The 25,475-nt window shown below is 35.8% G+C and carries 20 protein-coding genes and 1 tRNA gene; 4 read left to right on the top strand and 17 right to left on the bottom strand.

What is annotated here, in order from left to right:
- The first annotated feature begins 13 nt into the window (after positions 1-13).
- Entirely contained in the window at positions 14-1,663 is a 1,650-nt protein-coding gene (locus tag ACO05S_RS14170) for a hypothetical protein (protein WP_421918664.1), read from the top strand.
- Positions 1,664-1,772: 109 nt separating this feature from the next.
- Positions 1,773-3,263, top strand: coding sequence for an OmpP1/FadL family transporter (locus tag ACO05S_RS14165; RefSeq protein ID WP_421918663.1), 1,491 nt, complete (start codon positions 1,773-1,775; stop codon positions 3,261-3,263).
- Between the two features lie 130 nt (positions 3,264-3,393).
- Here the strand turns inward: ACO05S_RS14165 and cysN are convergent, their stop codons facing one another.
- The 9 genes from cysN to ACO05S_RS14120 all read right to left on the bottom strand — a co-directional run bounded on the left by cysN (position 3,394) and on the right by ACO05S_RS14120 (position 12,031).
- Positions 3,394-4,665, bottom strand: a complete 1,272-nt coding sequence (gene cysN / locus ACO05S_RS14160) for a sulfate adenylyltransferase subunit CysN (RefSeq protein ID WP_421918662.1) — start codon at positions 4,663-4,665, stop codon at positions 3,394-3,396.
- 67 nt (positions 4,666-4,732) lie between these two features.
- The gene (gene cysD / locus ACO05S_RS14155; RefSeq protein WP_421918661.1) at positions 4,733-5,638 is read right to left on the bottom strand and encodes a sulfate adenylyltransferase subunit CysD; all 906 of its coding nucleotides are present in this window, start codon (positions 5,636-5,638) and stop codon (positions 4,733-4,735) included.
- Positions 5,639-5,956: 318 nt separating this feature from the next.
- Entirely contained in the window at positions 5,957-6,796 is an 840-nt protein-coding gene (locus ACO05S_RS14150) for an enoyl-ACP reductase FabI (RefSeq protein WP_421918660.1), read from the bottom strand.
- A 118-nt stretch (positions 6,797-6,914) separates the two neighbouring features.
- Positions 6,915-8,570 (bottom strand): DNA repair protein RecN, encoded by a 1,656-nt coding sequence (recN, locus tag ACO05S_RS14145; protein WP_421918659.1) that lies wholly within the window; start codon positions 8,568-8,570, stop codon positions 6,915-6,917.
- A 69-nt stretch (positions 8,571-8,639) separates the two neighbouring features.
- Positions 8,640-9,539: a DUF4835 family protein gene (locus ACO05S_RS14140; protein WP_421918658.1), complete on the bottom strand. Its 900-nt coding sequence runs from the start codon at positions 9,537-9,539 to the stop codon at positions 8,640-8,642.
- Between the two features lie 58 nt (positions 9,540-9,597).
- Complete coding sequence (locus tag ACO05S_RS14135) at positions 9,598-10,200, bottom strand: phosphopantothenoylcysteine decarboxylase (RefSeq protein WP_421921293.1); 603 nt, start codon at positions 10,198-10,200, stop codon at positions 9,598-9,600.
- Between the two features lie 44 nt (positions 10,201-10,244).
- Positions 10,245-10,802 carry a flavoprotein gene (locus ACO05S_RS14130; protein WP_421918657.1) on the bottom strand — a complete coding sequence of 186 codons (558 nt, stop codon included), beginning with the start codon at positions 10,800-10,802 and terminating at the stop codon, positions 10,245-10,247.
- Between the two features lie 66 nt (positions 10,803-10,868).
- Entirely contained in the window at positions 10,869-11,204 is a 336-nt protein-coding gene (locus ACO05S_RS14125) for a DNA-directed RNA polymerase subunit omega (protein WP_421918656.1), read from the bottom strand.
- 23 nt (positions 11,205-11,227) lie between these two features.
- The gene (locus ACO05S_RS14120; RefSeq protein ID WP_421918655.1) at positions 11,228-12,031 is read right to left on the bottom strand and encodes an outer membrane protein assembly factor BamD; all 804 of its coding nucleotides are present in this window, start codon (positions 12,029-12,031) and stop codon (positions 11,228-11,230) included.
- A gap of 169 nt (positions 12,032-12,200) precedes the next feature.
- Here ACO05S_RS14120 and ACO05S_RS14115 point away from each other — a divergent pair, with 169 nt between their 5' ends.
- Complete coding sequence (locus ACO05S_RS14115) at positions 12,201-13,451, top strand: aminotransferase class I/II-fold pyridoxal phosphate-dependent enzyme (protein ID WP_421918654.1); 1,251 nt, start codon at positions 12,201-12,203, stop codon at positions 13,449-13,451.
- A gap of 129 nt (positions 13,452-13,580) precedes the next feature.
- Here the strand turns inward: ACO05S_RS14115 and trxB are convergent, their stop codons facing one another.
- Positions 13,581-14,558: a thioredoxin-disulfide reductase gene (gene trxB / locus ACO05S_RS14110; protein ID WP_421921292.1), complete on the bottom strand. Its 978-nt coding sequence runs from the start codon at positions 14,556-14,558 to the stop codon at positions 13,581-13,583.
- A 193-nt stretch (positions 14,559-14,751) separates the two neighbouring features.
- Here trxB and ACO05S_RS14105 point away from each other — a divergent pair.
- Positions 14,752-14,826, top strand: a tRNA-Pro gene (locus ACO05S_RS14105).
- A 780-nt stretch (positions 14,827-15,606) separates the two neighbouring features.
- Here ACO05S_RS14105 and ACO05S_RS14100 read toward each other — a convergent pair.
- From ACO05S_RS14100 to ACO05S_RS14070, 7 genes are all read right to left on the bottom strand, one after another.
- Complete coding sequence (locus ACO05S_RS14100; protein ID WP_421918653.1) at positions 15,607-16,305, bottom strand: YjbH domain-containing protein; 699 nt, start codon at positions 16,303-16,305, stop codon at positions 15,607-15,609.
- A 111-nt stretch (positions 16,306-16,416) separates the two neighbouring features.
- A complete protein-coding gene (locus ACO05S_RS14095; protein ID WP_421918652.1) occupies positions 16,417-17,103 on the bottom strand; it encodes a hypothetical protein in 687 nt (228 codons plus the stop codon).
- Between the two features lie 28 nt (positions 17,104-17,131).
- The gene (locus ACO05S_RS14090) at positions 17,132-18,256 is read right to left on the bottom strand and encodes a hypothetical protein (protein ID WP_421918651.1); all 1,125 of its coding nucleotides are present in this window, start codon (positions 18,254-18,256) and stop codon (positions 17,132-17,134) included.
- Complete coding sequence (locus tag ACO05S_RS14085; RefSeq protein ID WP_421918650.1) at positions 18,253-19,461, bottom strand: hypothetical protein; 1,209 nt, start codon at positions 19,459-19,461, stop codon at positions 18,253-18,255. The genes ACO05S_RS14090 and ACO05S_RS14085 overlap by 4 nt, the downstream gene beginning before the upstream one ends.
- 153 nt (positions 19,462-19,614) lie before the next feature.
- A complete protein-coding gene (locus ACO05S_RS14080) occupies positions 19,615-22,023 on the bottom strand; it encodes a GumC family protein (RefSeq protein WP_421918649.1) in 2,409 nt (802 codons plus the stop codon).
- 56 nt (positions 22,024-22,079) lie between these two features.
- Positions 22,080-22,859, bottom strand: a complete 780-nt coding sequence (locus ACO05S_RS14075; protein WP_421918648.1) for a polysaccharide biosynthesis/export family protein — start codon at positions 22,857-22,859, stop codon at positions 22,080-22,082.
- Positions 22,860-23,814: 955 nt separating this feature from the next.
- The gene (locus tag ACO05S_RS14070) at positions 23,815-25,185 is read right to left on the bottom strand and encodes an exopolysaccharide biosynthesis polyprenyl glycosylphosphotransferase (RefSeq protein WP_421918647.1); all 1,371 of its coding nucleotides are present in this window, start codon (positions 25,183-25,185) and stop codon (positions 23,815-23,817) included.
- Positions 25,186-25,475 lie beyond the last annotated feature (290 nt).

Below are 25,475 nucleotides of genomic sequence, written 5' to 3'. Positions count from 1 at the left end.
TGGAGGACATACGATGAAAACCTATTTCAAAATTCTATTCATTTCTGCCCTGTTTGCAACAGGATGTTCGCCTTCGTATATGGGAGCTTCCCTATACGATGACGATATTTATTATGATCCCAGCGATACGCCGTTGATTGTGCAAAAAGCTGAAAGCAAAACTGCAATTGTACAAAAAGACAATGCTCTTGCTCCTGCTCAAAAAAATAAAACTAAAGTAGTTACGGAAACAACAAGCAATATTGCTCCCGCTGATGACCGAGACTTTGCAGAAATCCAAAAACAATATTCTGCTATTCTTGCAAATGATTCAATTGGTAGTATCGATACCTTGGTTTATCAATCGGAAGAAACGGGCTATTATTACGGTGGTTTTACCGGATCGGAAAGTGATTTGGAAGAAGCTGAACGCTTAAGAGAAATGTATCCTCAAGGGTTTGGATACTACGATGGTAGTGGTTACAGCTTGGCCATGTGGTTGGCCGGAGATTCGGATTGGAATGTATATGTTGATGGTGACAAAGTATGGTGGACGCCTACTTGGACCAATTACAATTTTTACACCCCATACAACTTCTCGTCAATGAGATATGGAAACTATTGGGCTTACAGATATCCATATGACTATTATGGCTATTCATACCCAAGTTGGAGCATCGGTTTTGGTTGGGATCCTTGGTATTGGGATCTTCATTTTGGTTGGGGGCATCACCTTTCCTACCATCATGCTTATCACTGGGGATATTATCCTTACGGTAATTACTATGGTTATTATGGCCATGGTCACTATCATCATTATGCAGGTCACTATGACGGATATTATGGAGTTCCAACTTATAGAGGAACAAGAAGGGCAAATGGTTATAAAGCAGGAAATGTTAGTAATTCCTACTTAAACAGAAGGTCAAATGCCGGAACCAGAGCTACAACTGCATCAACAAGGCGTAGTTCATCTGGAACTAAAGCTGTAACATCCAATACACGAACTTCCAGAAGAGTATCTTCTGCAACATCGAGTGATTCAAGAAGAAGCAGAGCCGCAGCCAGATATAGTTCAAGCTCAAGAAGATCTTACTCCGGAACTAATGCCACAAGAAGCTCTTATTCTTCAACTCGCAGAAATGTAGATGGTAGTCCTGCAACACGAACTCGTTATGGTTCTCAGAGCAGATACAATCAAAATAGAAGTTCCTATTCAAATACACGCAGATCAGTATCATCTGAAAACAGTAATACAACCAGACGATCTTCTTCAAATTATAATAACACAAGAAGAACAAGTTCGCCAAGCTACAACAAAACCAGAACGGCCACAAGGCCTTCTTACAACTCTACAAGCAGTTCATCAAGAAGAAGTTCTAGTTTCTCTGGAAAAACCAATACCAGATCTTCTTACTCAAAAGTGAGAAGTAATTCTTCTAAATCGAAACCTAATTACAGGTCTGGTTCTTCTTCAGGATCCAGATATAAGAGTAGTTCAACACGATCAAGATCAAATAGCAGCTCCTACAGATCAGGAAGTAGTCGATCAAGATCTTCCGGTAGCTCATACAGATCAAGTGGTAGTAGTTCCAGATCATCCGGATCATTCAGATCATCAGGAAGCTCAGGCTCATCCAGGTCTTCCTCTGGTGGAAGCAGTGGTGGATCTCGTAGAAGATAATATCCAAACCAAGAGGTGAAGTCCTCCATCTCCTCTTGGTTAACTAGTAACATCAAATCACAATTCTTTTAGAAATTGTTATTTCTATTAACAAATAAAATCTCTAGATATGAAACGCTTTTATTATATATTCATTCTTATAATGATTTCGGGAAGTCTAAGTGCTCAATCCATTGATGATGCCTTACGATTTTCTAAACACAACTATAGCGGTACAGCCCGATCATTGTCGATGGGTGGCGCATTTGGAGCCCTTGGTGGTGATTTTTCCAGCTTGAGCATAAACCCTGCCGGCATTGCAGTTTACCGCAGTTCTGAATTTACATTCACTCCTTCCCTTGAGCTAGTGAAAAGCTCGAATAGTGGTGAAACCAATGATAAGTATAGTTTCACAATTGGAAACATTGGGTATGTAGCCAGTATGGTGCCACGTTTGGCTCCTGAAAAAGGGGTGCAAAATTTCAACTTTGCCATTGGTTACAATCGTGTTGCAAACTTCAATCGCGAAGGTTTTGTAATGACCATGGAATCCCCAAGTTCGAGATTAGATTATTGGTCACAAAAAGCTCAAGGTAGGAATCCTGATTTGGATCCAGGTGATCCAAATGGTTTATACGAATTTGAAGAAAGACTTGCTTATGATGTTTACCTGTTAAGTCCGGATGAAAGTTTAAGGTATTTTACGCCATTTTACGAGAATGATGTTATGGATCAAATGCAATATATCGATGAAAAAGGATATATCGGAGAGTATATTATTGCAGGTGGATTTAATGTTTCGCATAAGTTTTATTTGGGAGCATCCATAGGAATTCAGGATGTTTATTATAAATCAAATACAACTTATATTGAAACAATTTATGGACTTGATGGCAACATAATTCCAAACGAAAGTGCCCTTGAAGAGTTTACGTTCAGAGAGTTCTTAAAAACTTCCGGTGCTGGTGTAAACTTTAAAATTGGTGCAATTCTAAGACCTGTCAAAAATCTGCGCTTAGGTATTGCCATACATACACCTACTTATTACAATCTTGATGAGAGATATGAAAGTTTCATGAGCTCTCAGTTTACTCCTGATATGAATAATCAACTAGAGTTTCCTGAAGATGGAAATGCGTATCACGATAAATATTCTGAATTTGTAGCAAGAAGTAATTTCGATTTGGAAACTCCATTTCGAGCTATTCTAAGTGGTGCCTATCTGCTAGGAAAACGTGCAATTATTAGTGTAGATTATGAAATGATTGACTATTCAAACAATGAGTTTGATGATAATGATTACAGAGACTTAAACCAAAGAATATCTGAATCCTATTCATCAACACATAACCTAAGAATTGGTGGGGAATTGCGAGTAAATCCTAATTTTAGTTTAAGAGGCGGTTATGCAAAAATCGGAGATCCTTACAAAGGTTCAATTGATGAAAGTTATGAAGCTTACTCTGGTGGATTGGGATTCAAACAAAATAATTTCTTCTTCGATTTGGGATATCAATTCAGAGAATATGATGAAGACTATGTTTTTTATCCGGAAAGTGATATTGTAACATTAAACAACAAAAACCACCAAGTAAGAATGACATTTGGATTTAGATTCTAAATCATATAGAACACTACTATTATTTTACGTCGAACTCACGTTATTTAAGGTGGCATCGGGCCACCTTTTTTTATGCACAAAAAAAGCTGATACCCTATGATATCAGCTTATATAAAAAGATTTTAATCTCTTATAAAATCATACCTGCAGCAACAGTTTCGTTGGTTCCTTCATCAATCATGATAAAGCTACCAGTAATTCTATTCTTCTTGTATGGATCAACGAACAAAGGTTTTGCTGATTTAAATGATATGCATGCGATATCATTCAAACCAATCTGTTTATCATCAGACACCTCTTCCAATGTGTTTACATTCACTTTGAATTTTACATCACGAACCATACAGCGAGCTTCGTTAGAAGTATGCTTAATTGTATACTTACCGCGTGGCATCATAGCTCGTTCATTCATCCAGCAAATCATGGCTTCGATTTCCTGTTCAACCTTAGGAGGATTATCGGCTGCTACAATCATATCCCCTCTCGAAATATCTACATCATCTTTTAGATTTAAAGTTACCGATTGAGGTGGGAATGCCATTTCAATTTCTCCATCGAAGGTATCGATAGACTTCACCGTAGATTCTAATCCCGAAGGCAATACTTTTACCTTATCGCCAGGACGAAAAACTCCACTTGCTACACGACCGGCATAACCTCGGTAATCGTGATACTCATCAGACTGAGGTCGAATTACATATTGTACAGGGAATCTTGCATCTTCGTGATTTCTATCATCCACAATCTCGATGGTCTCTAAAAGATTCAATAAAGTTGCACCTTGGTACCAGTCCATATGTTCTGATGCATCCACAACATTATCACCAAACTTAGCAGAAATTGGGATAAAGCGCACATCTTTAATATTCAATTTCTCGGCAACCTTTTTATAATCTGATTTAATATTATTGTAAGTCTCCTCCGAGTAATCAACCAAATCCATTTTGTTGATACAAACAATGATATGAGGAATCTGAAGTAGGTTGGCTATGTATGAGTGACGCAAAGTCTGCTCGATCACTCCATTTCTTGAATCAACCAGAATTAAAGCTGCATTTGCAGTTGAAGCTCCGGTTACCATATTTCTGGTGTACTGAATATGACCTGGAGTATCGGCAATAATAAATTTACGTTTTGGAGTAGCAAAATATCTGTAAGCAACATCGATTGTAATACCCTGTTCGCGCTCTGCTCTTAAACCATCGGTTAATAAAGCTAGATCCACTTCTTCGTCACCTCTTTTTTGACTGCTGATTTCGATAGCCTCCATTTGATCTTCGAAAATGGCTTTGCTATCGTATAATAATCTTCCGATAAGAGTACTTTTACCATCATCAACACTACCTGCAGTAGTGAATCGTAAAAGCTCCATATCTAAATATCCTGATGTTTTATCTGACATATCTGTATTTTTAGCTGTTAGCTGTTAGCTGTTAGCCCTTAGCTTAAAACTCTTTACTATAATCTTATTAGAAATACCCTTCTTTCTTGCGGTCTTCCATAGCGGCTTCTGAACGCTTGTCATCATGACGAGTTCCACGCTCGGTGGTTCTTGATGCTGCTACTTCTTCAATGATATCTTCTAAACTATTTGCTTCTGATTCCACAGCACCCGTACAGGTAGCATCTCCAATGGTTCTAAAGCGAACAATTCTTTTCTCAATCTTTTCGGTATCACGCATGGGAATAAAATCAGAAACAGATAATAAATTCCCATTACGAACAAATACCTCACGCTCGTGAGAGAAGTAAATATTTGGGATTTTAATATTTTCCAAATAAATATATTGCCAAACGTCCATTTCGGTCCAATTCGAAATTGGGAATACCCTAAAGTGCTCGCCCATGTTTTTTTTACCATTGAACAGATTCCATAATTCAGGACGTTGATTTTTGGGATCCCACTGCCCAAACTCATCACGATGTGAGAAAAATCGTTCCTTGGCTCTGGCTTTCTCTTCGTCTCTGCGACCTCCCCCCATAGCACAGTCAACTTGTAAATCCTCAATTCCATCAAGAAGAGTAACGGTTTGCAATTTATTTCTACTTGCATCAAATCCTGTTTCTTCAACAACTTTTCCTTGATCAATAGAATCCTGCACGTAACGCACTATTAGTCGAGTCCCGGTTTCTTCCATCAACTCATCTCGAAATTGAATCGTTTCAGGAAAATTATGACCTGTATCAATATGCATTAAAGCAAATGGTACTTTTGCTGGTGCAAAAGCCTTGCGAGCCAGATGAAACATTACGATGGAATCTTTTCCCCCTGAGAACAGCATCACAGGATTTTCAAATTGAGCAGCAACCTCACGAATTACAAAAATAGATTCCGCCTCAAGTTCTCTTAAATGATTAATATTGTATTCCTTCATTCGAAAAAAATTTATTTACTTCTCATCCCCGAAAGGGTATTTATCGTCCGTTCAAGCTTCCTTTTACACATACATCTTTCTGTACATTGAAACACACAACGAAATAATTCTGTAGCAATAAGCCATTACACAATGATGCCAACTAATGTACGACGTAACAGTCTATAATAGCTTAAAACACATCTGGTTTAAGAAAATTATGCGCAAATGTAAGTATTATCACTAGATTTAAAAAATCTAATCAGTCTATATCATTCACGTTTTTAGCAAAAAAAATCCGAGCTTTTCAACTCGGATTCTAAATGGTACTTTTATATGTTATTCACAGTCTTCACAAGTTTTAAAACTCTTGTTATACTGACTCATGGCTCTGTAACTCATACCCATGCTTGAGAATCCTCCATCATGAAATAAATTTTGCATGGTTACTTTTTTGGTTAAATCCGAAAACAAAGTAATACAGAAGTTTGCACACTCTTGTGCATCGGCATTACCTAAAGGTGACATTCTTTCTGAGAAATCGATCAATGAATCGAAACCTTTTACACCACTACCTGCTGTTGTAAGCGTTGGTGATTGTGATATGGTATTTACACGAACACGTTTTTCGCGACCATAAATATAACCAAAACTGCGCGCTATAGATTCTAACATTGCTTTTGCATCAGCCATATCGTTATACTCATACATCGTTCTTTGTGCAGCTGCATAAGAGAGTGCAAGCACCGATCCCCACTCATTAATAGCATCTAATTTTTTTGCTGACTGCAATACTTTATGAAAGGAAGTTGCTGAAACATCCAGAGTTTTCTTGAGATATTCATAATTTAAGTCATCGTAAGAGTGTCCCTTACGAACATTCGGAGACATTCCGATTGAATGGAGAACAAAATCCACTTTTCCACCCAACACTTCCATTGATTTGGTAAACAATTCATCCAAATCTTTTGGATTGGTTGCATCGGCAGGAATTACCTCTGCGTTGCATTTCTCAGCCAATTCATTGATCGTTCCCATTCGAATGGATACAGGTGTATTGGTTAAAACGATTTCCGCACCTTCTTCTACAGCCAATTCTGCAACTTTCCAGGCAATAGACATTTCGTTCAATGCCCCGAAAATAATCCCTTTTTTCCCTTTTAATAAATTATACGACATAACTTGAAATTTTCAATTTTTCAGGGGGTAAAGATAACCATTAATTCGCATAATGATTCTAAACAAGCTCATTAATTAAGACTGAATAAATTCTTTAATTGAAAAATCAACTGCATATTTAACTATCTAGCAACACCTTAGCATTTTCAAGCGCTGCTTTGGTAAGATCAGATCCACTAAGCATCTTGGCTAGCTCTTCTATGCGACTCTGCTTGTCAAGAAGCACAATGTTTGAAAAGGTTTCGTGCTCATCATCGGCCTTATAAACCTTATAATGATATTTTCCCTTTCCTGCAATTTGTGGAAGGTGGGTAATGCTTATTACCTGAATATTTTCAGCCATTTGATTCATCATTGCACCCATTTTATCGGCAATTTCACCAGAAACTCCAGTATCAATTTCATCAAATACAATAGTAGGCAAAGCTGTTGAAGAAGATATCAAATATTTAATACTCAGCATCAATCGAGACAACTCCCCGCCAGAAGCAACTTTTTGCACTTCCTCAGGATTCCCATTTTTGTTAGCACTAAATAAAAAACAAATTTTATCGGTTCCTAATAGCTGAAATTCTTCGCTATTTGAAATCTGAATTTTAAAATTTGCATTTGAAATACCCAACAAAACAAGTTGGTTGATGATTGTTTTTTCGATTTTAGGTATCGATTTACTCCTACTATTTGTTAGACTTTCTGCTGACTTTCGAAGTTTTGATTGCTGTTCAGACAATTGACGCTTCAAATCTTCAATCCGCTCATCGCTCGATTCAATTTTACCTACTTTTCCTTTAAGATCCTCTCTGATTTGAATTAAGTGCTCTACCGAATCCACTCGATGTTTCTGCTGAAGCGAGTAGATTGTATCCAAGCGTTGATTTAAAAAATCGATTCTGGCATTATCAAATTCTATAGATTCATTGCTTCGATCCATTTCTTGCGATAAATCATGCAGTTCAATTAAGACACTATCCAACCTATCAAAATAAGCATCAGCCTCCCCGTATACTCCCTGAATTTTTGAAATCGAACTCCGAGCCTCTTTTAACTTCGCAATTACAGAAGACTCTCCCTCCGATAGAAGTCCATAAGATTGATATAAACCTGATTTAATCTCTTCGGCATGATTGAGGGTTTCCAACTCCTCTTCCATCTCCTTTTGTTCGCCTTCAATTAAATTGGCTTCCACCAACTGCTCCAATTGAAACTGAAAGTAATCTAAGTCTGCCTTCTCTTTGGCAGCCAGCTCCATTTGTAATTTCAATTCTTTCTTTAGATGCTGATATTTCTTAAAGCTCGACTGATATTTAGCCAACATTGCTGCGTTTTTTGCATAAGTATCAACAATACCCACCTGATATTCAAAACTTCCCAGTACCAAATTTTGATTCTGACTGTGAATGTCAACCAAACGAACTCCCAATTCTTTTAAGACTTTTAAATTTACCGGGGTATCATTCACAAAAGCTCTTGTCTTCCCACTTGGAAGGATCTCTCGACGAACCAATGTTTCCTTTTCGTAATCCAGTTCGTGTTTCTCAAAAAATCTCTGTAGCTTATACTTCTCAACCAAAAAGGTGCACTCAATAACACACTTCTTTTCTTTATCCTTCAGAACATTTCCTTCTGATCTTTGACCAAGAACCAAGGATAAAGCTCCTAATAAAATTGATTTACCAGAACCTGTTTCCCCGGTTATAACCGAAAATCCATCAGAAAAATCAATTTCAAGCTGATTTATCAAAGCATAGTTTTGTATGGATATTGATTGAATCATCTTTTCAAGCTATAAGTTATTTACTTTGGTAAAAATAAGGATTAGGAAATTTCTTATTGGAAACCTGTGCTATTTTTGTCCAATAATTTTGTTGTACTTTTTGATGTTAGCAGGATCTATCTCTCGCAATATATTAAACACCCTCTTTTTCTCATCTGAAAAAGACTCTCTAAAAATATTTACCAACTCATCCGACTTGGCATCAAAAAATATCTTTAGGATAAAGGCTCCAGGTCGAGCTCGATACGCCTTTTGGAGCAAGCTTAAACTTTCGGCAATTTCTGATCTTGATTCGGTAAGATGATCAGCCATCCTATCCAATCCTAAACGGTGATAGCGATACAAACATTCCCTAACAGGACTGTAAGAATTATTTAAAATATTTTCGATTAACCAATACCTATTATCTTTACTCTCATAAGCTTTCCAGCCTAAAGTATTTGAATTCTGCATTTTATTCACAATAGATTCTGCCTTTGCGTAATAAGCAGCACCTCCATCTATGGCAAAACTATCGTAATCTAATCCCAAAATTAAATATGCATAATAAGCCAATAATCCTGTCAATTCACTTGGCGTAACTGTTTCGTTAAAATCAAGAGTTTGATATTCGACATATTTAAACTGTATATCGTCGTCTTTAAAATTAAGCATTACCGTGTTATATGAAGAATTGTACACCGGACGACTTGCCTGCACTTGCAAGCTTCCCCGAAATTCATCTGCTGATATTTGCTCCGTCAGATTGAATAAAAATGTACATTCAATTCTTTCATCGTAACTATAAACATGCTCAGTCCATCGTCGGGCATTCATAAACTCATTAATTGCCGTTTGCATGGTTCTAAAAACCTGCTTATTTGTTCCTTGTATTTTTTGACTTACTACTTGAATATTACATTTGAACTCTTGGGCAAAAAGAGGAGTCGAAAGCAATGCAATAAATAATACCAGAAAAAAACTACGCATAATTTAATCTCAATAAAGTTCAGCTAAAGTTAAAAATTATAACGAAACAGACTCCAACTTATTTCTTGTATAGATTGATAATTTCGGTAACAATATCTTTAGCCACTTCTCTTTTCGGCTTTAAATCAAACTTTTTGACTGAGCCCTCACGATCAATTATGCTTATTTTATTGGTATCATACTGAAATCCAGCTCCTGTATCATTCAAGGAATTTAAAACAATAAAATCTAAATTCTTTTTTTCGAGCTTCGATTTTGCATTGAATTCCTCATCATTTGTTTCGAGTGCAAAGCCTACCAAAAATTGAGAGTTTGTCTTTGCTCTTCCCAATGAAGCTGCAATATCTTTTGTAGGTGTTAGTTCAATCGAATAATTTTCCTTTCCCCGCTTCACTTTCTTGTCTTCAGGAGTTAAAGGAGTGAAATCTGCAACAGCTGCAGTCATAATTCCACCATCGCAATTCGCATAGTTATCTATACATGCTTCATACATCTCTTGTGCTGTAACAACATCAACTCTTCTAATATTTGGATGCTTTGTTTTCAGAGCAGTTACCCCACTCACTAATACAACACTTGCTCCATGATCAGCTAATTCTTCAGCAATGGCATAGCCCATTTTACCAGACGAAAAGTTACCAATAAATCTTACTGGATCAATTTTCTCGTAAGTAGGACCAGCTGTAATTAATATCTTTTTGTTACTTAACTTTTTTTTTTATCCTGAAAAAACTCACTTAGTTTCTGTGCAATAATTTCAGGTTCTTCCATTCTTCCTTTACCATACAAACCACTTGCCAGCTCTCCACTTGAAGGTTCGATAAAGTTGTCGCCATAAGACCTTAAAATATCCATATTACGCAATGTGGCAGGATGTTTAAACATATCCAAATCCATTGCCGGTGCATGAATCACCGGGCATTTTGCCGATAAATAAGTAGTAAGAAGCAAGTTATCACAAATACCATGAGCCATTTTAGCCATCGTATTTGCTGTAGTTGGTGCAATAAGCAATACATCTGCCCAAATTCCAAGATCAACATGACTGTTCCAGGAACCATCATCATGCTTAAAAAAATCAGACAACACTGTATTTTTAGATAAAGTTGCCATAGTTACCGGTGATATGAACTCTTTGGCATAAGGAGTCATGATTACTTTAACATTAGCACCTTCTTTTATCAAAAGGCGAACCAATGATGCTGCTTTATATGCAGCTATACTGGCAGTAACACCTAAAATTATATTTTTATCTATTAACATAAGCTCGGTCTATAAATAAAAAAGTTCCCTCTTCTTAAAAAAGGGAACCAAACTATTATTTACTTGTTAGTCTTGTGATTTTTGTTCTTTCGAAGGATTTCTATAATAGATTTCTCCATTAATGAATTCTTCAACCGCAATTAAGGTTGGTTTTGGCAATCTCTCATAGTATTTAGAGATTTCAATCTGCTCACGGTTTTCAAATACTTCTTCCAAGTTATCTGTATAAGAAGCAAATTCTTGCAATTTCTTATTCAGCTCACTTTTCAGTTCAACAGCAATCTGATTTGATCTTTTTGCCATAATCATAACAGATTCATAAACATTACCCACTTCTTTGCTCATTTCATTCATATTGCGAGTAACGGTAGAACTTGCTGCATTTGTTTTTTTGTAATCCATACTGTGCGTGAATTAAATCTATTTTAATTATTTATATCAAACTTACTTAAATATGCTTCAATATCTTCAAGCATTTTTTCAGCACGCTTTATGTGCTTACTTTCAGGGTACTCATCAACAAAAGAGTAGTATTCTTCTTTTGCATTATTGTATCTTTCACGTTGTTTCGATGGTATACTTTTGAAAGCTAATTGATGCTTAGATTCCAAAAGCATAAACATTAAATCTTCTCGATGCGATGATACAGGATAATCTTTTAGACTATTCTGAAGTGCAATAATTGCAGAAGGATATTTCTCTCTGTCGTAATAATTCTTTGCACTCAAATAAGACTTATAAACTAATTTATCCTGCAACTCATCAATGTATTTGTTACACTTTGAAATTCGTGTCGAATTTGGATACCTATTAATATATAACTGAAATGCATCAATTGCATTTTGAGTTGGCGTTTGATCCAATCTTGGTTTTGGCGATTCCAAATAGTAACAATATGCACTCATATAAAAGCATTCCTCAGAATATGGGCTATCCGGAAATGTTTTTATAAAGTTTCTAAAAAAATAACCGGCTGAGATGTAATCACCTTGGCCGTAGGAGCAATAAGAAATATAATAACTAATTGTTTCTGCTTTACTTGTTCCTCTAAAAATAGGAAGTAATTCTTCAAATAAAGTTGCAGACTTTGCATAATCCTCGGAATTATAATACTCTACAGCTTTCTTGTATTTCAGAGAGTTATCGGTACTTTTCAGTAGTTTTTGATACTCGCTACATCCTCCTAAAATGAAAGCGAAAAGCACGAACAATAAGACAATTTTTCTCATAAATCTTGCTACTATATTTTTTTGCATTTCGCAAAGATAAAGTTTTCGTACGAAATATGGCACACATTCTTGCGCATATTATACAATTCTTTATAATTTATTGCTTTAAATCCAAAAAAGATTACTTTTGCACAATTACAAAGGAAAATAACTCAAAAAAGCATAAATCGTGGATATTTTTGACAAAATTAAGACCCAAAAAGGGAATATCGGACAGTACGCAAAGCAAGCTCATGGATATTTTGCTTTCCCTAAATTGGAAGGCGAAATCAACTCTAGAATGAAGTTTCGTGGGAAAGAGGTATTAACATGGAGTTTGAACAACTATATTGGTTTAGCAAATCACCCTGAAGTTAGAAAAGCTGATGCTGAAGCGGCTGAAAAATGGGGATTGGCATATCCTATGGGCGCTCGTATGATGTCGGGACAAACAAGCCTCCACGAAGAATTAGAATCAAAACTTGCAGAATTCGTTGGGAAGCAAGATGCATTTCTTTTGAACTTCGGTTATCAAGGAATGGTTTCTATCATTGACGCTCTTGTTGGTCGTCATGATGTAATTGTTTACGATTCTGAATCACACGCTTGTATTATGGATGGACTTCGACTTCACCCAGGTAAGCGTTTCGTTTATCCTCACAACGACATGGAGAACCTTCGTAAAGAATTGGATCGCGCTACCAAATGGACTGAGAAAACAGGCGGTGGTATTCTAGTAATTACCGAAGGTGTTTTTGGTATGGCAGGTGATCTAGGTAAACTGGATGAAATCTGTGCTTTAAAAGATGATTTCAACTTCCGTTTATTGGTAGATGATGCTCACGGTTTTGGTGTGATGGGAAAAAGTGGTGCTGGTGCAATCGAACACTTTGGTGTTGAAGACAAGGTTGATCTTCACTTTAGTACTTTCGCAAAAGCCATGGCAGGGATTGGTGCATTTATTGCTTGTAGCGAAGAAGTTGGTACTTACCTAAGATATACAATGAGATCTCAGATTTTCGCTAAATCTCTTCCAATGCCAATTGTTGAAGGTTCACTGAAACGTTTGGAAATGTTAAAAACAATGCCAGAACTTCGCGAAAAACTATGGACCGTTGCCAATACTCTTCAAACCGGATTAAAAGATGCTGGTTTAGATATTGGTGTTACTGAGTCTCCTGTTACTCCTGTTTACCTTTCGGGTAGTGTTGCCGAAGGAACTCAGGTTACTATGGATTTGAGAGAAAATTACAACATTTTCTGTTCTATCGTAGTGTATCCGGTAATTCCTAAAGGACAACTATTACTTCGTTTGATTCCAACTGCTATGCACTCACTTGAAGATGTAGAGTACACTGTGAATGCATTTAAAGAAGTTGCTAAGAAACTTAAAGAAGGAAAGTATAGTAAGGATAAATTTGCTGATGTATTCAATCAGTAATCCTACTATTATTCAAGATATATTTAGAGGCATTCGAAAGGATGCCTCTTTTTTTAAGTATAAAAAAACCCAACCCCATCAATGATAGTCGGGTAATACCGATATTAAAATGTTATTTGCCAAGAATTGCTATTCTCTCTCTGCTAAAAATCTTTCTGCATCCATGGCTGCCATACAGCCTGAACCTGCTGAGGTAATCGCCTGACGGTAATGCGGATCTTTTAAATCGCCAGAAGCAAATACACCAGGAACATTTGTTTTGGTTGAATCAGGTTCCGTAATCACATATCCTTGATCATCTGTTTTTAAATAATCAGAAAACACTTTTGAGTTGGGCGTGTGACCAATGGCTACAAAAAATCCATCAATTTTGATATCCACTTCTTGTTCTTCAGCTTCACCCATTCTTTTAATCAACTTTGCTCCTTCAACAACACCATCGCCATACAATTCCTTTGTATTGTGTTCGAATAAGAGTTCAATGTTTTTTGTTTTAAAAACGCGGTCTTGCATTGCCTTTGATGCACGCATGAATGGCTTACGTACAATCAAATACACCTTATTGCAAAGTCCGGCAAGGTAAGTAGCTTCTTCGGCTGCTGTATCTCCTCCTCCAACAACTGCAACATCCTTTCCTCGATAGAAAAATCCGTCGCAGGTTGCACAGGCCGAAACTCCGGATCCCATGTATTTAGATTCCGTTGGAAATCCAAGATACTTAGCCGTTGCACCTGTAGCTAAAATTACAGTTTCTGCTTCAATCAGCTTCTTCTCGTCGACAACAACTTTATGAGGATACACCGAAAAATCAACGGCTGTAACAAGCCCCCAACGACAATCTGTTCCAAATCGTTCCGCCTGTTTCTTTAAATCTGCCATCATATCAGGTCCTGTAATGCCATCAGGATATCCCGGAAAATTATCAACCTCGGTAGTGGTTGTTAACTGACCTCCAGGCTGAAGTCCCTCTATCACTACAGGATTTAAATTTGCTCTGGCGGCATAAATTGCTGCAGTATAACCCGCTGGTCCCGAACCAACGATTAAACATTTAACTTTCTCAACATCACCTTCTTGATTAGCAGGTGTTTTTTCGTTTAGGTTCATTGATTTAAATTCCATGTATATTTATATATTCTGTTTCTAAATAATAATTTGAGAAACAAATTTACAAAATATCCAGATAATTAACTGTATTCATTAAATAGAAAGATTAAATCTCCAAATCAATTTTATCTAATCTTTTTTCCTTCACTTTTTGTCAGATACAATTTGTGAGCTATATTTGCCATTTCAAGTTCGGGGCGTAGCTCAGCCAGGTTAGAGTACACGTCTGGGGGGCGTGGGGTCGGAAGTTCGAATCTTCTCGCCCCGACTTTAGATAAAAGCGATTACCTTAATGGTGGTCGCTTTTCTTTTGCTTTAAAAAGTACATCGTAAACCAAAAAAAGGGAAAATCCTTATCAATGATCGAAATCATTATACTGTCATTACATCAATTTTTAGTTTCCAATTGAACAAGTAACGAACTCAATTTAACTTTAGCTCCCTTCCATCGGATAAAGTAGTATCTCAATCCAATAGTTTAAGCTAACGTGAGTTCAACGTAAAATTCTATCCACAGAAAGTTCTATTTGTGATAGATTTGCATTAAAAATTTGGAAAGAATAGCGGGCTATTTTGAGGAATTTTTAATGTGAAGATGTCGTAAAGAGAACTTTCCATTATGTGTTTGCCTGCTTTCGGCATAAATCTCCTCAAATCTTCTTGAAATATCCCGATATTCCTTCGAAAATTTGAGAAAATTTCTACTCAAAATCAGATCAAACTCTGAACGAATTTTACGTCGAACTCACGTTAAGCAAATAATTGATGAGATAACGATTCTCATGCCTAAATTCCAATCAATTTAGAGTTTTTACCAGTTCCTTTAATCACTTCAGTTCAAGAACTGATTTTAGTCACAGACACAAACAGGATCCTATCCATATAAAAGCAAAAGAGCAAGCTCATTGCTTGCTCCCTAACCATTAAACAAATTAAAGTGTAATACTTGTATTATTACGAAATAAGTTCCTGTCTTTTATCATTTCAAGTGAATTAGCCGTTAAAACTGCCCCTGTTCAAGTATTGTGATATTGGCTAATAAGAACTCTTAACGTTTCAGGTATATCTTATAAGCAAAACCACCTACGGGATACCTGCTGTCATACAAAAAAGAATGCAAATACAGGTGTTTAAAAAGCAAAACAGATGCACCAAGATTCACATTATTGCTATCATATTCTGCTATCATAGAGATTGCCTTTCGTTTGCCAGGAGAAATAGATATCCCTCCGAAAAAACCATCGATCTGACTTCCGTTGTAAGCTTTAAATCCATGTCCTATACTTATCCCAATAGAAAAATAATTACAACGAATATTTTTGGTAGCAACTGCATATAATGCTCCCAAATGTTGATTGCTACCATCACTTTCCTCCGAATACAAGTCATTCCCTCCAAATACAATGGCTGGCATGTATTTTTTCTCCTTAATCAGTTGCGCTCTTAAGCCAAAAGTTCGATCCTGGCCTGTATATTTTCCCGACCAACTTCTCTTAAATAAGGTACATCTATATGTAACATCCAAAAATGGGAGAAAGCTTAGATTTAAGAAATAATTACCCGTATCATAATTAAATCTATCCGGAGTCATTTCTTCCGGAAGAAAGTTGGCTCCAAACATAAATGTTCCATCTTCTTGCATTTCAGCTGATGGTGTATTCAACAAACCAGTACTGCCAGTAATTATTTGTGCTTCCGAGAAAATGGAAAAACACAATAATAAAATCAATTGAAGTATTCTTTTCACAATAAGTTGCAGAAAACAATAGAATGAATCGTCATATTTATACTTAGGCGATTCATTCTATATATCTATAAGATACCATAACTAACACAGCACAGTATCTATCATTAATGACTAAAATTTATATCCTACGGAAATCGTAAATTGCGGCCCTGCTACCGATACATCGAAGGTTGTTGATTCTTCAACTTCGGCTTGCTTGTACTTCCCAAGGACATAACTAAATTCAGCTCCTACTAAAATATTCTCACCAAATACTTTCTCAAGTCCAAGAACTGGTGCAAATGCCATATCATGACCATTCTGTTCTCCAGAATTTAGAATGCCCGAATCAGAGCTTATATCCAATTCATTTTTGATGTCATAATAATACATTTCGAAACCAGCATATCCCTGAAAACCATCTCCAAAAGATGCAAATTTAGGAACATAGAATCCTCCTGCTGAAAATCGTGTGAAAGAAATATCTAATCGATTAAAACCTACTCCACTTTCTTTTACCTCATCTGACCAGAATGTCGCACCTACTCTAGCCCTAAATTCTTCTACTATCCTAAAAGTGATATTTCCTCCTAAAAGCAGACCCGATTTAAATTCTCCATCACTACCTGATGCAGGTAAAAAGATATCATTCCAATAATCCATTTTCGGAGAATAAACACCTACACTTAAATTTACACTATGAACTATAGTATTTTCACTCCTTTTTCTGAAACGTTTGTTAGCCCAATTGTAATTTTGCGCTTGAAGCATAAAGGCTGTATTGACAAGCAGCAAACATATGATCAATTTTTTATACATGTTTTTCAATTTTAAAATTATACGGATATTAATTACCTGAACCACCTGTGTGACATACTTGTTGTCCCGGAGTTTGCCAAACTACCGGAAGAGATGGTATTTGAATACTATAACCTTTGGTCTGATTTCTATAGGTTTTAATGGTGTATTCCCCTTGAATTGTTCGTTCATGACCAACCATGGCTTCTACTGTTTTGCTTACCGAAAATGAGATATGAATATTTTCCGGCAATTCATCTTTTGCTTGCGTGTCATCAGTATTAAAATCATTTTCAATTGTTGCTACCAACTCTTCATCACAATTCCCAACAAATGATATCGGTTCAGATAAGCTTTCACCTTCAATTACCCAGATATCTACTGTTGTTAAAATATAATCAGAAAAGTGTGATACCAAGGCTGTTCCTGTACCATCTCCGTTTTTTCTAACTTCTGTAGTTTCCCAATCTCCATCCACCAGAGTGGCAAATAATAGTTCTGTACTTTCATCAGGAATTGGGAAAGTTATCTCAATAGGAATTTCAAATTTTTGATTTTCCGGTAAGAAATTAAAGGATTTCAATGCAACGTGCCCTTCTTTTAACTGAATTTCATGAGTTTCTTCAGCAAGCTCTGCCCCGGCAGGTACCTCGGTGATGGTTATTTCTGCAACCTCATTCGTGCAGCCAGCTGGAAATTTAACTGATGCCTCTGAACCTTCCACTTCAACATTCAAATCTTTAGAAGGATCAACGGTAACAGAACTGTTAATTTCTACCATTTCAGCCATGGTTTCGTAGGTCCAATCAGAATTAGCCGGCAATTCACTTCTGTCGATTATTACTACTGTTTCAGTAGGAATAAATCCGTTTTTTTCAAACTTAACCAACAATTCACCATCTTCCCGACTTGTTATATCCAGTAACAAAACACCGTCGCTTAAAGTTACGGTTTCTCCTGAAGTATCAGGATAAGTAATCTGAGCACTAACATCACTCAAGTTAGCTTTTGTTTCAAAATTTTCTACCACAATTTCGACTGTCTGAACAGCTTCTGGTGTTTGAAAATACACTGGTTCTACGTCTTCCTGACAGGCATGAAAAACACCTAATCCTGTAACAATAAGAATTGCACAGATCAAAGACAAAAATCTAAGGTTTCGCTTCTTTTTCATAAATTCAATAATTGAGTTTTTAAATACATAGGATTATAATTATTCTCTGTTCTATTTTCATTTGGCCGTGTTTCATAATAACGTCCCTTTACAAATTCAGTTCCTGCATTGTATTCCCAATCGAAGAAATTTGCAGGCTTGATTCTTATTAAATGCCTACGATTTTGTTTCTTAGCCAAAGGAAGGCTAAAGTGAAAACCTCCATTGGATCTGCCATCAGAACACATCACATAACAACCTATTGCTATCCTTCCAAAATGCCGGGTTAAATCTGCACGAATACCATGATCTCCCGCAATGTATTTCCCATAGCTCAGGTCAAACTGCAAATCATATCGATGGTGAAAGTACCTGGCCTTAAGAAACCAATTCAACTCATTCACATTCCCTTTCAACCATCTCCCTTTATAGAAATATGAGCTTCCTGTGATTCCCGCATTTGCGCCTATTTCAATTCTGTTTTTCCAAATCGGACGTCTCATACTCATATAGCCCCCATAGCGGTTTGCATTAAAATTCCCAACCACTAGTTTCCCAAAATAATCCGAAGCAATTCTAAAATTCTGAGATATGCTTACAAAACCAGGACGAACTTCATCTCCCTCTTTACTCAATTCGTTGTGGAGGGGGAAAATTACCTGACCGGTAAACTGCATTCCTTTCCACAAATCCACTTCCATTGCCGGAGCCAAATTTAATTGAGTCTCATAAATTTGATTAAAGCCTGTGTTTTGAAGCGCAAATTGCGGATAAATAACAAAGTCGATTTTATTTAAATTGGAATTCCAATACAATGTATTCTCTAATAATTTGTAATCTTTCTGAAGTTTAGAATCCACCGATAACATTTTTCTCAAGGCATGAGCTTGAATTTCTCCATTGCGAAAGCTTTTCCAGGCCAACGAATTTACTTTTATCCGTATTTGAGGAATTCCATGATCCAAAGCGTAAAGAATGATTTCTTTTTCTGCAGTACTATTCTTCGACAAGCAATCCAATACAATGACAATACCTTCAACATTCCATCCGTATATATTATTTTCCATACATGCCAAAAGTATATTACCCGAAGTGAGCACTTTCACATTCTCGAAGCCAAGCAAACACAATTCTTCACTTAATAATTCTTGTCTTTCCCTGGCTAAACATCTATTTGCAGAAAGCACAAATAATAGGGAGGCAATTGCAGCAAGTAGTAATTTCATCTGTATATAATTTTCTTCTATTTGTCAGATGGAAGCCCCAAGATCAAAATAATCATTAAAGTGTATGCTTAATAATTATTTTAATCCTACTCGATTCATAGAAATAGAAGTTTCGGTGGATGACATTTTAGGTCGAGCTCTGGTTAATATGATTTAGTTTTTCGAGAATTTAGATAACAGCTTGGTATGCCAATTGTGTTTTATCATGTCTTCGTCGTAATAGCCATTGCCGTATCCGTATCCATAATTCTTATCATATCCGTGCGCGTTATACATTGCATCATTAAAAACAATACCGATCTGCGAGATACTCTCTTTCTCTGCCATCTGGTTTATGAATTTAATCTGGCTTTTATTTGAATATCCCTGACGCAAAACAAATAGATTCGCATCGGCATATTTCCCTGTCAATAATCCGTCTGTAACCAGGCTTACCGGTGCATTATCCATTACAATGTAATCATAGTCTTTTTTTGCCTCCTCAACGAATCTGGCAAATTCTTCCGTTCCTAATAATTCGGAAGGATTGGGTGGAATTGGACCTGAATTCACATATGATAGGTTTTTAATATCTGTTGTTTCTATAACTTGTTTCAACGAATGCTGACCAATTAAATAGGTTGATAAACCTGATTTATTGTTGTCTCCAAAAATTTTATTCAGACGGGGCCTGCGCAAGTCACAGCTAACCAAAAGAACTTTTTTGCTATCCATGGCTATTATTGTTGCCAAATTAACCGCATTAAAGGTTTTTCCTTCTCCGGGAATCATGGAGTGAAGCGCCAATACCTTACAATCTTTTTTCTGCTTGAACATATACTGCAAGTTTGTGCGCAAACCACGGAACGATTCTGCAATTCCTGATCTAGGATGTTTTACAATTGCCAATTCAGAAGTGTAATGGTTGTGCGTAATCTCTCCCATTATTGGCAATTTGCTATCCTTTTCAATATCTTCTTTTGATTGTATGGAATCATTAAAATAATCCCCCACAACAATTACAATAAAAGGAATTACTCCTCCCAAAATTGCACCAATTAACAAATTGATTATCGTTTTGGGACCAATTTTATCAGCAGTTTCCACTCTTGCAGGATCAAGAACCTGCGCATCCGAAACATTCGAGGCCGTTGTAATAGCTGCTTCAGCTCTTTTTTGTAGTAAAAAAGTATATAACTCGTTATTCAGGTCAAAACGTCTTTTGATATCAATCAATTGCTGTTCGGTTTGAGGAAGACTGGTCAATTCCAACTTGATCTTTTTCATGCGTCGGTCAAGGCCATTTAAATTAATCTTTGCATTTACGATTAAGTTGTTTACATTTTCTTCCAAACCAGCTAAAGTCATTACAATTTCTTTGTCAATCATTACAAGACCCGGATTTTTATCCTTAGCAATAACAGACAAAGAAGATCTTTTACCATACAATTCCCCTAACTTTACGACTTGAGCATTCAAACCCGCATCTACAATACCAACAACAGAAGGAGCTACCATATGTTTCATTTGCTCCGAATTACCCATGTATGCCTGTAAGTTCTTAAAGTAAGAAAGCTGTCTGCGTGCCAATTCTCTCTCTTCCTCCAATTTTTCAATGGTTTCGGCAACCAGTTCTGCTTCTTTGCTCAAGTCAACAATTCCATTTTCCGATCTAAATTTGGTAAACCTATCTCCGGCAATATTCAAGGAGTCTACAATTCCCTGCAGCTGAGCATCAATAAATTGAACGGTATTTTCAGAAGTTCTATTCTTCTCGTTCAATCCATAATTCATATAAACACGAATCAATTCATTTAAATAATCTACATCCCGTTGAGGGATATTCCCTTTATATGTAATTACTATCCCATCGGCCTTTTTAGTTGCTAAACTCACATTTAAATTCCGTAAACAAAGCTTTGTCAAATTATCCAGATTATTGATTTTAAAATAATATTCATCTTCGGGATCACGAACAAAACTCTCATTTTTAGAAATAACAAAATCAAAGAATTGATTTGTAAAAGCTTTGTCATATTTCCCTATCACTTCAAAAGCCACGTCCATTTCCAAATCATTTTCTTGATACTTGCCGTCGGCACTTAAGCGATATGATTTATTATCTATTGGAGTAATTTCGATTTCAATTCCTGACAAGTTCTTTTCCCTATCATTAATTTTTACCTTAAATGGATAGGAACCATACAATTCTGTGTCTTTCAACAATCCACTTTTGAACCAGGACACTTCTCGATTTAAATTTTCCAATGCCTGTCGATTTAAGGTATAGGATTGTAGCATCAGAATGTGGTTCTCTATGTTTGCTTTATCTCTCAAATCAAAGCTATCAAACAAATCATCCAAGCCCATGCTTTTAGATTCATCGTTAATCAAAACCGAAGCATTTAAATTATATTCCGACGGACTTGATTTGCTGAATAAAAAACCTAAGCAGATGCCAATAAACCCGCAAAGCACAAACCAGTGCCATTTCGATAATAATCTAAAAATAAACTCTTTGATGTTTGTTCCTTCTTCTTGCTCGAAGAATTCCATCATTTCATTGATATTATTGTTATTCATAAAAATAAGACTATAGTAAAACGAATAAAATTTAAAACACTACAACTTTATTCAGTTTATAATACGTTTAGGATCAGAATTAATGTGGATAATGTGGATAAGAAAAGTGAGTACATTGGTGAATTTAGCTTCACATTTTTGTATTTGTCCGGTTCTACATAAACCACATCGTTTGGTTGTAGGAAAAATGCCTCAGAGTTCAAAAATTTCTTATTGGTAAGATCTAAACGATAAGTTTTTGCTCCTTTTTCGCTTGAACGCATTACCAATACTTTTTGAATTCTACCATAATCGGTAATTCCATTCGCCATTGAGATCCCATCTAAAACGGTCATGTTGTTATTGTAGTTGTAGTATACTCCCGCTCTTTTTACTTCTCCTAAAACAGTAATTTTAAAGCTCAATAATTTTACCTTCACTGTGGCATCTTTTAAGTATTCATCGGCCCGTTCCTGAATTGTTTCTCTTGCCTGCTTCAAGGTTTTCCCGGCAACACCAACATCTCCAATAATCGGTAAATTAACATTGCCTGATAAATCAACCTGAAAGCCATTTAAATACTGTGAAGAAGGCTGACCATAATTTTGTGATGTGCCTCCGGTAGAGTTCAATCCTTTTGTAGGATTAAACATGGCATTCACCTCAGGACTCATGGATTGAATATCCACATACAAATTATCGCTGGTTTTAATCACATACTCTGCAATATTGGCAGACATAATTTCCAGCAATTCTTCGTCGCTGGTATTGTTTAGATATACCAGATCCTTGCTGGTTTTGCATGAGCTGAAAAAACATCCTGAAACTAACAGGAGTAAATAAAATAGTTTATTCATTCTTTAAGGTTTGTAAAGCTAAGATTTTATTAATAATTGAAAAATGGTCTTCAAAGCTCTGTATTGGAGCGTTTTGTAGGTATATAATTAAAAAGTAGTAATTTCGTTTAAAAACCAATCTGAGATTATCAACATCAAGTCGGCTTAACCTGAGTTCGACTAAATATATTGTCACAGTTTACACTGATTTTGAGTAGAAATTTTCTCAAACTCCCGAAGGAATATCGGGATATTGCGGGCGGATATGAGGAAATTTATGCCAAAAGCAATTAAATTCTTTGAAAAATCATCTTCACCCAATCTTTACTTTAAAAAATCTTCAAAATATCCCGATATTCTTTCAGATGTTTTAATGCAAATCATGTATAAATCTGAATTTCTGTGGCGAATAGTTTTAATCGAACTTAGGTGAATAAGAAAAGAGGCCTAGTGTGAAGAGTGTTAATAAAACGAATTAAAGTTTTTGAAAATATTTTTCTTTTTACAAGGCAAGGTTTACAGGCATAGCCGTAGCTACGGCGAAAAAGCTTAACGCAGTTGAAAGGAAAATAGGTCAAAAAATTAGTTCGGGGAATTAGCATTCTTTACACTAGTCTTGACCTCATCATATCATTGTTTGATTCTCAAAAGGCTTATTGAATTTTCCAATGTGTATTTACCTCGATTACAGATATCAGGGCTATGCCCCCCTTATCATCATTGAAATCTTTATTCTTCCGCAAAGCTTTTGGCCTAAAGCCTCATTCTTTATTGATATGCACGAATTCAAAAATCATTGATACCAACACTAAATCATAAAATATTTGTGCCTTATAAGAATGTGAATCCAAAAAACACGAAAAGTTAGACCATGACAAGACAGAAACCAAGTTTTCCATATTCTTCCAACTCATAATAAATAGGCTATTCGTTCAAAAACAATTATTAGGGGGGCTTAGATTAATCTATCGTTTTATTAAAAAGCATTCTTTCTTACTTTCTTTCCAAATAAAGTTAGGTACACAATATATATATCCAGAAGAAACGACCAATTTTCTATGTACCAAATGTCATGAAGGGTTCTTCCGTTATATTGCAAACGCGTCTCGGTTGGTCCTCTCCAACCATTCACCTGAGCCCAACCTGTTATGCCAGGCTTTATATAACTTCTTGTCATATATTCAGACATTTTGCGTTGTAAATCTTTGTTCAGATTTACTCGATGAGGCCGTGGTCCAATTACAGACATTTCTCCCCTTAAAACATTAATGAACTGCGGCAATTCATCCAAGTTTGTTTTACGAATAAATGCACCAACTTTAGTAATTCTTGGATCTCCTTTGATTGTAGATTTTACACCTCCATATACACTGTCTGAATTTCTCATCGAACGAAATTTTAAAACCGAAAACTCTTTTCCATTCTTACCTATGCGTACGGGTTTGTAAAAAACACTTCCTCTGCTCTCTAACTTTATGGCTAAAGCCACAATTGTCATCAAAGGAAGAACCAGAACAATAACCGAAAATGAAAATATAATGTCAAATATTCTCTTAAGAAATCTCGAGTTGAATTTATCCAAAGGCACACTGTGCACATCTACTAATGGAACATTTCCAATCTGATTGATTTTCACATTCTTTTTCAGTAAACTGTAATAGTCCGGTATAAGACGAATTCTCACCCCATTAAACTCCGAAAGTTTCACCAATTTGTCAATCTCAGATTTTAACGTAACCGGAAGTGCTATCAACACTTCTTCAAAAGAAAATCTATCATAGATACTTTGAAAGCTATTTAAATCCCCTAAATAATTAAATTTAGCATTTAAATTATCTTTAAAATCAACATAACCTATGATTTTATACCCTAATTCCGGATTATCATTTAAATAACAATTAATCTCCTCTGAGCCCAAATTATACCCTGCAACCAAAACTTTTCTTACGTGCCTTCCTTGGCGCCTTTTGTAACCCAAATAGGTGTAGATAGCAAAAAATGCATTGATATTAAAACTAAAAAAAAGTAAAATTGTACCAAATAAAATAATAAAGGACAAGTGGTTAAGAAATAATAACACAAACGAAACCAGTGAAGCATATAAACAAAAACGAATGACCTGTTGCTTTAGTCGATTTGTAAATCCATCCCTTAAAAAGAGATTTCTCTTTGGATACAAAAAGAAAATAATTATCCAACTTAAATTTAGAAGCAATGCATAGTTTATAAAATCAAAAGGCTTGTGCTTATTCATATAAACAAACCCAACCAATATTAGAGATAAATTCAATAAAATTAGGTCCATCCAAAAATAAAAAAGAATTAATTTTTTTTCTTTAGTTTTCATACTGTTCAAATTGAAAGATTAGAACCATAATAAAATCCAAATAACAAGATATTCTCTCTTGCTTTTTCATTCGTAAAACGATTTACAACTTATTGTGAGTAGATATAGCTTGTGTTCCGATTGGCTATACCCGTAGCGATAATACTTGTTTTATTATGAAACAAGCATGATTAAAATAATTATTAAACACACACGATAATAATGACTTTGATCTTGTGGCTTCCATCGGGCAAATAGAAAGAAATTATAAACAGATGAAAGAAGCCTTAAATTGTTTTTAGAATTTTGCG

Source organism: Marinifilum sp. (assembly GCF_965230805.1).
Lineage (GTDB): Bacteria > Bacteroidota > Bacteroidia > Bacteroidales > Marinifilaceae > Marinifilum.
The sequence above is the reverse complement of the archived record's forward strand: the minus strand, read 5'-3'. Positions and strand labels throughout refer to the sequence as shown.

Excerpts from the sequence above, each read along its gene's own strand:
- ACO05S_RS14170 (WP_421918664.1), top strand. The coding sequence starts at position 14 with ATGAAAACCTATTTCAAAATTCTATTCATTTCTGCCCTGTTTGCAACA.
- ACO05S_RS14165 (WP_421918663.1), top strand. The coding sequence starts at position 1,773 with ATGAAACGCTTTTATTATATATTCATTCTTATAATGATTTCGGGAAGT.
- cysN (WP_421918662.1), bottom strand. The coding sequence starts at position 4,665 with ATGTCAGATAAAACATCAGGATATTTAGATATGGAGCTTTTACGATTC.
- cysD (WP_421918661.1), bottom strand. The coding sequence starts at position 5,638 with ATGAAGGAATACAATATTAATCATTTAAGAGAACTTGAGGCGGAATCT.
- ACO05S_RS14150 (WP_421918660.1), bottom strand. The coding sequence starts at position 6,796 with ATGTCGTATAATTTATTAAAAGGGAAAAAAGGGATTATTTTCGGGGCA.
- recN (WP_421918659.1), bottom strand. The coding sequence starts at position 8,570 with ATGATTCAATCAATATCCATACAAAACTATGCTTTGATAAATCAGCTT.
- ACO05S_RS14140 (WP_421918658.1), bottom strand. The coding sequence starts at position 9,539 with ATGCGTAGTTTTTTTCTGGTATTATTTATTGCATTGCTTTCGACTCCT.
- ACO05S_RS14130 (WP_421918657.1), bottom strand. The coding sequence starts at position 10,802 with ATGTTAATAGATAAAAATATAATTTTAGGTGTTACTGCCAGTATAGCT.
- ACO05S_RS14125 (WP_421918656.1), bottom strand. The coding sequence starts at position 11,204 with ATGGATTACAAAAAAACAAATGCAGCAAGTTCTACCGTTACTCGCAAT.
- ACO05S_RS14120 (WP_421918655.1), bottom strand. The coding sequence starts at position 12,031 with ATGAGAAAAATTGTCTTATTGTTCGTGCTTTTCGCTTTCATTTTAGGA.
- trxB (WP_421921292.1), bottom strand. The coding sequence starts at position 14,558 with ATGAACCTAAACGAAAAAACACCTGCTAATCAAGAAGGTGATGTTGAG.
- ACO05S_RS14095 (WP_421918652.1), bottom strand. The coding sequence starts at position 17,103 with ATGTATAAAAAATTGATCATATGTTTGCTGCTTGTCAATACAGCCTTT.
- ACO05S_RS14090 (WP_421918651.1), bottom strand. The coding sequence starts at position 18,256 with ATGAAAAAGAAGCGAAACCTTAGATTTTTGTCTTTGATCTGTGCAATT.
- ACO05S_RS14085 (WP_421918650.1), bottom strand. The coding sequence starts at position 19,461 with ATGAAATTACTACTTGCTGCAATTGCCTCCCTATTATTTGTGCTTTCT.
- ACO05S_RS14080 (WP_421918649.1), bottom strand. The coding sequence starts at position 22,023 with ATGAATAACAATAATATCAATGAAATGATGGAATTCTTCGAGCAAGAA.
- ACO05S_RS14075 (WP_421918648.1), bottom strand. The coding sequence starts at position 22,859 with ATGAATAAACTATTTTATTTACTCCTGTTAGTTTCAGGATGTTTTTTC.
- ACO05S_RS14070 (WP_421918647.1), bottom strand. The coding sequence starts at position 25,185 with ATGAAAACTAAAGAAAAAAAATTAATTCTTTTTTATTTTTGGATGGAC.